The organism is Micromonospora sp. (assembly GCF_048594385.1).
GTDB classification, from domain to species: domain Bacteria; phylum Actinomycetota; class Actinomycetes; order Mycobacteriales; family Micromonosporaceae; genus Micromonospora; species Micromonospora wenchangensis.
Genome location: NZ_JBMDWU010000625.1, coordinates 1 through 6,112, shown reverse-complemented (window position 1 = coordinate 6,112; position 6,112 = coordinate 1). Strand labels below are relative to the sequence as shown.

General features: G+C 74.4%; 4 protein-coding genes. 1 reads left to right on the top strand and 3 read right to left on the bottom strand.

Translation table 11 applies throughout. From position 1 onward, the window contains the following. The 3 genes from ACOJTC_RS32725 to ACOJTC_RS32715 form a co-directional block, all read right to left on the bottom strand. On the bottom strand, window positions 1–230 hold a 230-nt coding region (locus tag ACOJTC_RS32725), incomplete at its 3' end, for a hypothetical protein (protein WP_420119773.1). 81 nt (window positions 231–311) lie between these two features. Next, the gene (locus ACOJTC_RS32720) at window positions 312–2,993 is read right to left on the bottom strand and encodes a hypothetical protein (protein WP_420119772.1); all 2,682 of its coding nucleotides are present in this window, start codon (window positions 2,991–2,993) and stop codon (window positions 312–314) included. A gap of 107 nt (window positions 2,994–3,100) precedes the next feature. Beyond that, the gene (locus tag ACOJTC_RS32715; protein ID WP_420119774.1) at window positions 3,101–3,898 is read right to left on the bottom strand and encodes an SGNH/GDSL hydrolase family protein; all 798 of its coding nucleotides are present in this window, start codon (window positions 3,896–3,898) and stop codon (window positions 3,101–3,103) included. A gap of 216 nt (window positions 3,899–4,114) precedes the next feature. Between ACOJTC_RS32715 and ACOJTC_RS32710 the strand changes: the two genes are divergently transcribed. Continuing rightward, on the top strand, window positions 4,115–5,653 hold the full coding sequence (locus ACOJTC_RS32710) for a M1 family metallopeptidase (RefSeq protein WP_420119771.1): 1,539 nt from the start codon (window positions 4,115–4,117) through the stop codon (window positions 5,651–5,653). Window positions 5,654–6,112 lie beyond the last annotated feature (459 nt).

The following is a 6,112-nucleotide window of genomic DNA, read 5'->3' as shown; positions in this document are numbered from 1 at the left end:
ACGGGAGGCGCACCGGCGCTCGCGGTCGGGTCGGCCCGGTCGGTGCTGCCGGGCGGCGGGGCGACCAGCGCGTCGGCCAGCCGGGCCAGCCGGGCGACCAGGTCGGCGGTGCGCTCCGGGACGGGCTGCCCGGCCAGCCGGTCCAGCAGGGCACGGGCCGCCGACCACCGCTGCCGGGCCTGCCGGTGCGCGGCGACCGCCTGCCCGTACGCCGATGCGAGCCTGCCCACCCACTGCTCCCCACCCACGTGCGGACGAATCGAGGGAACCCTAGCGCCCCGGCGGGTCGGGACGCACGACCCGCCCACGGGTCAGGCGGGTCGGCAGCCCGGGTCCGGTCCGCTGTCGGCCGCCCCACAGTGGAACACCTCGACCGGCTCGGCGGCCACGTCCGGCACCCGGGCCACCCGCAGCAACGCCAGGCGCTTGGCGACCGGCTCGCCCGAGTCGGGGGCGTACCGGATCACCCCGGCGACCCCCGGGTAGCCGGCGGCGGCGTTCTGCCGCAGCACCTCGGCGTGCACGCCGACCGGGTTGACCGAGCGGGGCTCCCAGCGCCGGCCGGTGTCGGCGTGGCGCAGCCGGGCGGCGAGGCTCTCCAGCGCCCGCACCATCATCATCGCCGCGTCGTAGGCGAGGCTGACCCGCTCACCGACGGGCGCGCCGGCACCGTCGCGGCAGCGCGGCGGGTCGAGCAGGTCGTCGGCGCCGACCCAGGTCAGGAAGCTGCCCCGGACGTCGTCCCGGGCGGCCTGAGCGGCCCGTAGCGCGGCGCAGGTGGCCAGCGCAGCCTTCGAAACGTACGTCACCGGCAGGTTGCCCGGGGCGCTGGCCCGCAGCCCCGGGTTGGCCATGTAGCGGTTGACCGAGTCGTCGGCGACGAGGTGCCGGGGCGGATCGTTGCCGCACTCCTTCAACGCCCGCAGGAACCCGTCGAACTCCGACCAGCGCCCGGCGAACACCAGCACCCCCCGGTAGCCGCACTCGGCGGTCAACCGACGCCCGGTACTCCACTCGTCGAGCCGGGTGAGCCGGCTACCGAACCGCTGGCGCAGCCCGTCGACCAGCGTGCCGACGTAGAGATCCTCGGTGAGCGAGCTGCCCTCGCCGGTGGTGAAGTAGGCGTGCGCCTCGGTCACCCGCAGCACCTGGCGGGCGTACGTCTCGATCATCGCGGCCTGCGCCGAGTTCGGCGCGGAGATCTGCAGGTAGAGGCTGGAGTTCCCGTCCATCCGGTCGGCCGACAGGGTGGGGGCGAGCACCGGCAGGCCGACCCGGTTGAGTTCCCGCAACGCCGCGGCGGTGCTGGTGCGGCTCTCCACCAGCCCGACCACCCCGAGCACGGTCGGGTCGTCGTGGGCCAACCGTTCCAGCATGGCCACCGCCGGCCCGGCGTGGCGCATCTGCCGGCCCCCGTTGGCGACCACCACGTGCAGCAGGGCCGCCCCGTCGGCCGCCGCGGACTCCTTGAGCAGGGCGTACTGGGCGGTGGCCAGGCCCTCCAGTTCCTCGCGTTCGGAGACGTAGGACTCCTCGTCGATCCGGGTCCGGTTGCCGGTGAGGGTGCCCAGGTAGACCAGGGTGAGGTAGGGCCGGCGCTGGTCGCTGCGCCGCCACACCTCCTCGGCGGCCCGGTTCTGCGTGAAGATCCGCCGCTGCACCGCGCGCAGCCGTTCCTGGCCGGGTTCGCTGTTGAACACCTGCGCGGCGGTGTCGCTGTAGCCGACGCACTCCCCGGCGAGCACCTGCACCCGCACCTGGCCGGTCGGCGTCGGATGGCAGTCCAGCGTCCACCGGCTGTCCGCCCACACGAGCATCCCGGCCAGCAGGACCACCGCCACCGCCGCCGGCAGGAACCGCCGTGCCCACCACGGCGGGTCCGGGGCGACCAGCGCGGGCGGGACGACCCCCGGTGGCGGGGTGGCGTCCTCGTCGTCGGGGCGCAGCGCCACCAGCCAGGCGGCGGAGCGGCGCAGCCGTCGGGTCTCGGGCAGCGCCTCGGCCCACTCGTCGTAGGCGTCGTCCGCCTCGCGCAGCGGTCGGGTGCCGGGCAGTTCGGGCGGCGGCGCGGTGGCCAGGGCCACCACCAGCAGCGGGTCGTTGCGGCCGGTCTCGTTGCGCACGTCGGTGAGCAGCCGGACCAGGGTGTGCCCGACGCCGTCGACCTCCACGCCGTCGAGCAGCAGCACCGGGTACGCGGTGCGCCGCCAGTCCCCGGGCCGCCACACCCGTCGCCGGTACGCCTGCCGCAGGTCCTCCAGGAACGCGTGCAGCAGCAGCTTGTCCACCTGGGCGGGTTGTTCGCCGTCGCGCCACCCGGCGGTGAGCCGTTCGGCGAACCCGAGGAAGGTCACCGACTGGCGGGGGGCCAGGTACTGCTGCCGCATGAACCACCGGTAGTGGCCGCCGACGCCGGGCACCCGGCCGGAGACGGCGATCCGGAACACCGCGCTGGGCACCGCCCGGCGCAGCAGCCAGAGCAGCACCTGCAGCGCCGTGCCGACCCCCGACTCCCCGCTGACCTGCGGCTCCTCGACGGGACGCCGGCCCCGCCAGTCGCGCAGCCGGCGGACCAGGGTGGCCCGTCCGCTGTCGGCGGCGTCGACACCCACGTCGAGGGTCTGCTGCATCAGCCAGTCGGCCAGCGGGTGGTGGCGGAACCGCAGCCGGGCCGTCCCGAACGCCTCCAGCGACAACTGCCGGTGCAGTTCCCGCAGCACCGCCGGGACGTCGACGAGGTCGGGGCGGGCGGTCAGGTCGAGCACGGCGTGCGGGACCCGACGCCCCGCGCCCCGCCCGACGAAGCGGCGCAACAGGGCCGCCGGGTCGCCGCCGGTGGCGGCCCGGACCAGCCAGAGCACCGGCAGCCGTCGGTCGCCCCGACGCGGGCGGCGCAGCAGCCGGGTGAGCAGGGCGAGCAGTTCGGTGCCGCCGACCGGGGGGCCGTCCACGGTGGGTGGCCGGGGCAGCGGCGGGGTCACCGGTTCACGCATACGGGCACCTCCGCCGCCGACAGGGAACCAGGAAGGGCTCCCATTGTCGACGACGGAGGCAACCGAGGGTGTCCGGTGGGCTGCTGCCGGTCACCAGGCCGGGCCGGTCAGCGCAGCGCGGCGGTCAGCGTCGGCAGGTAGCCGTACCGGTAGCCGTCGGCGTTCGGGTGGTACGCCTCGATGACGCCGCTGACGTCGCGGATCCACGGGGTGGCGGCGCAGACGCCGTGCCCGGTGAAGAACGGGCGGGCGTCGGCGAAGGTGGCCCCGGCCGCGGCGGCCCGGGCGGCGGTGACCGTGGCGAGCACGTCGGCGGCCTCGTTGAGGATGGTCCGCTTGTAGCTGCTCATCGCCAGCACCCCGCAGGAGCCGGTCTCGAACAGCCGGGGGTAGCCGAGCACCACCAGCCGGGCGTTCGGGGCCCGGTCACGGATCGCGGCGTAGGTGGCGTCGAGCCGGCCGGGCAGCGTCGCGGTGGCGAAGCTCTTGGCCTTGTCCACGGCGGCGGTGCAGGTCGCCGTGCTGCCGAACCGGCAGCTGGTGATGACGTCGGCGAAGCCGGCGTCGTTGCCGCCGATGGTGATGGTGACCAGGGTGGTGGTGGCGCTCAGCGAGCCGACCTGCTTGTTGATCACGTCGGCGGTGACCGCGCCGCCGCAGGCGGGGAAGGCGAAACTGGTCACCGCGTTGGCGGCGGCCCACAGCGGGGCGTACGACTTCTGGCTGCGCAGGCAGGTGGACAGGTCGTACGGCCCGGCGCCGACACCGGAGGAGTACGAGTCGCCCAACGCGACGTAGTGGACGGTGGCGGCCTGGGCGGCGGTCGGGACGAGCAGGACACCGGTGACGGTGGCGAGGACGGCGGCCAGGGCGGTGACGGCCCGGGCCAGAGCGCGGCGCGGCAGGGCGCGGTGGGGCATGACGGATCCTCCAGGGGCAGCAACGGGGGAAGCCTCTGGACCGCGCGCGTGGCCAGGGGGGTGAGGCGTTGTTACTAGTCGGTAATGCTAGCGAAACATCGACAGGATGAGAACAGTCGATCCCCACCATCCGGGGCGCACGTTTCCACCGTCGTCGATTAGGTTGTCGGTGCGAACACCCCGATGGAGGGAGTCCACCCCGTGCGACGTGTTTTCACGGCGGCCATCGCCGCCCTGACCGTCACCACCGCCGGCACCCTGGGGACCGGTGCCCCCGGCCAGGCCGACGCCCGACCGGGCAAGAGCCGGTCGGTCGCGGTCTCGGCCGCCCCGAAACCCGGCAGCCCCGGCCTCGGCGACCCCTACTTCCCCGACTACGGCAACGGCGGCTACGACGTCGAGCACTACGACGTCCGGCTGCGCTACGAGCCGGCCACCGACCGGCTCAGCGGCACCACCACCATCCTGGCCACCGCCACCCAGGACCTCTCCCGGTTCAACCTCGACTTCCTGCTCGACGTGGAGTCGGTGCGGGTCAACGGGTGGACCGCCCGGTTCGACCGGGAGGGCGACCACGAGCTGGTGGTGACCGCGCCGCGCGGCCTCACCACCGGTCAGGCGATGACCGTCGTGGTCACCTACGCCGGTGTGCCGTCGGAGACCCTGGTGAACGGTTACTCCGGGTGGACCCGCACCGTCGACGGCGCGCTCGCCGTCAACGAGCCCGAGTCGGCCTGGTGGTGGTTCCCCTCCAACGACCACCCGCTGGACAAGGCCACCTGGGACATCTCGGTGTCGGTGCCCGACGGCGTCGAGGTGATCAGCAACGGCGTGCAGCCCCGACCCCCGCTGGCCGAGGCCGGCAACCGGATGCGGTGGGGTTGGCGCAGCACCAAGCCCGGCGCCACCTACCTGGCGTTCCTGGCGATCGGCCAGTACGACATCGTCACCGACACCGCCCCGAACGGGCAGCCGGTGATCAACGCCTACAGCACCACCCTGGGCGACCGGAAGCCGGCCGCCCGGGCCAGCATCGAACGCACCGCCGAGATCGTCGACTGGGCCAGCGGCATCTTCGGGCCGTACCCGTTCGAGGCGCAGGGGGGCGTGGCCGCGCCGCTCGACAGTCTCGGCTTCGCCCTGGAGACGCAGACCCGCCCGGTGTACGGGCCCGGCTTCTGGCGACGCGGCAGCAACCCGTACGTGGTGGTGCACGAGAACGCCCACCAGTGGTTCGGCGACTCGGTCTCGGTGGCGAACTGGAGCAACATCTGGCTGAACGAGGGCTTCGCCTCGTACGCCGAGTGGCTCTGGTCGGAGGCGCAGGGTGAGGGCACCGCTCAGGAGCTGTTCGACTTCACCTACGCCGACTACCCGGCCGACGACCCGTTCTGGCAGGTGCTGCCGGGCAACCCGGGTGCCGGCGCGGTGTTCGACGGCGCGGTCTACGACCGGGGCGCGATGGCGCTGCACCAGCTCCGGCTGGCCGTCGGCGACGACGCGTTCTTCCGCATCCTGCCCGCCTGGACCGCCGCCCACCGGTACGGCAACGGCACCATCGCCGAGTTCCAGGCCCTCGCCGAGCAGATCTCCGGCCTCGACCTGGACCCGGTCTTCACCACCTGGCTGTTCACCCCCGGCCGGCCGGCTCCGGCCGCCGCCAGCCGCACCACGACCGCCCCGGCCCAGCCGAAGTCGTGGACCCAGATCCGGGCGGCGCACCAGTTGCTGGCGCGCTGACCGACCCCGGTTCGGGCTGCCCGCCCCCGGCACCGGCGCGGGCAGCCCGGACCGGCCCAGACCGCGCAGACCGGCCCGACCCGTGACCCCGGCCCCGGGCTGGTTCCGGTTTGACTCCGATTTGACTCCGACTCGGCCCGCAACCAGCCCGGCCCGGGAGTCGATGCCGCTCGGAGGCTGCGTCGAGGCCGGCTGGAAACGGTGGTTCCGGAGAGCAGTATTCCGGAGAGTCATAAACATGCCTGTCAGGCATAACACTCTCCGTGGGGACATGTGCCCCGCGGAGGGCAGGCTCCGACACCCCCAGGGCACAACACGGCAGAGCCCGGACAGGTCGTGCCGCAGAAGCGGCCGCGGGCCGGCTGGGCACGGGGGGCGAAACGGCGGCGGGCTCGCCGGGCCGGGGGGGGGGGCGGCCCCGGGGGGGGGGGGGAGGCGCGGCAGCACACAGCCCCCCCC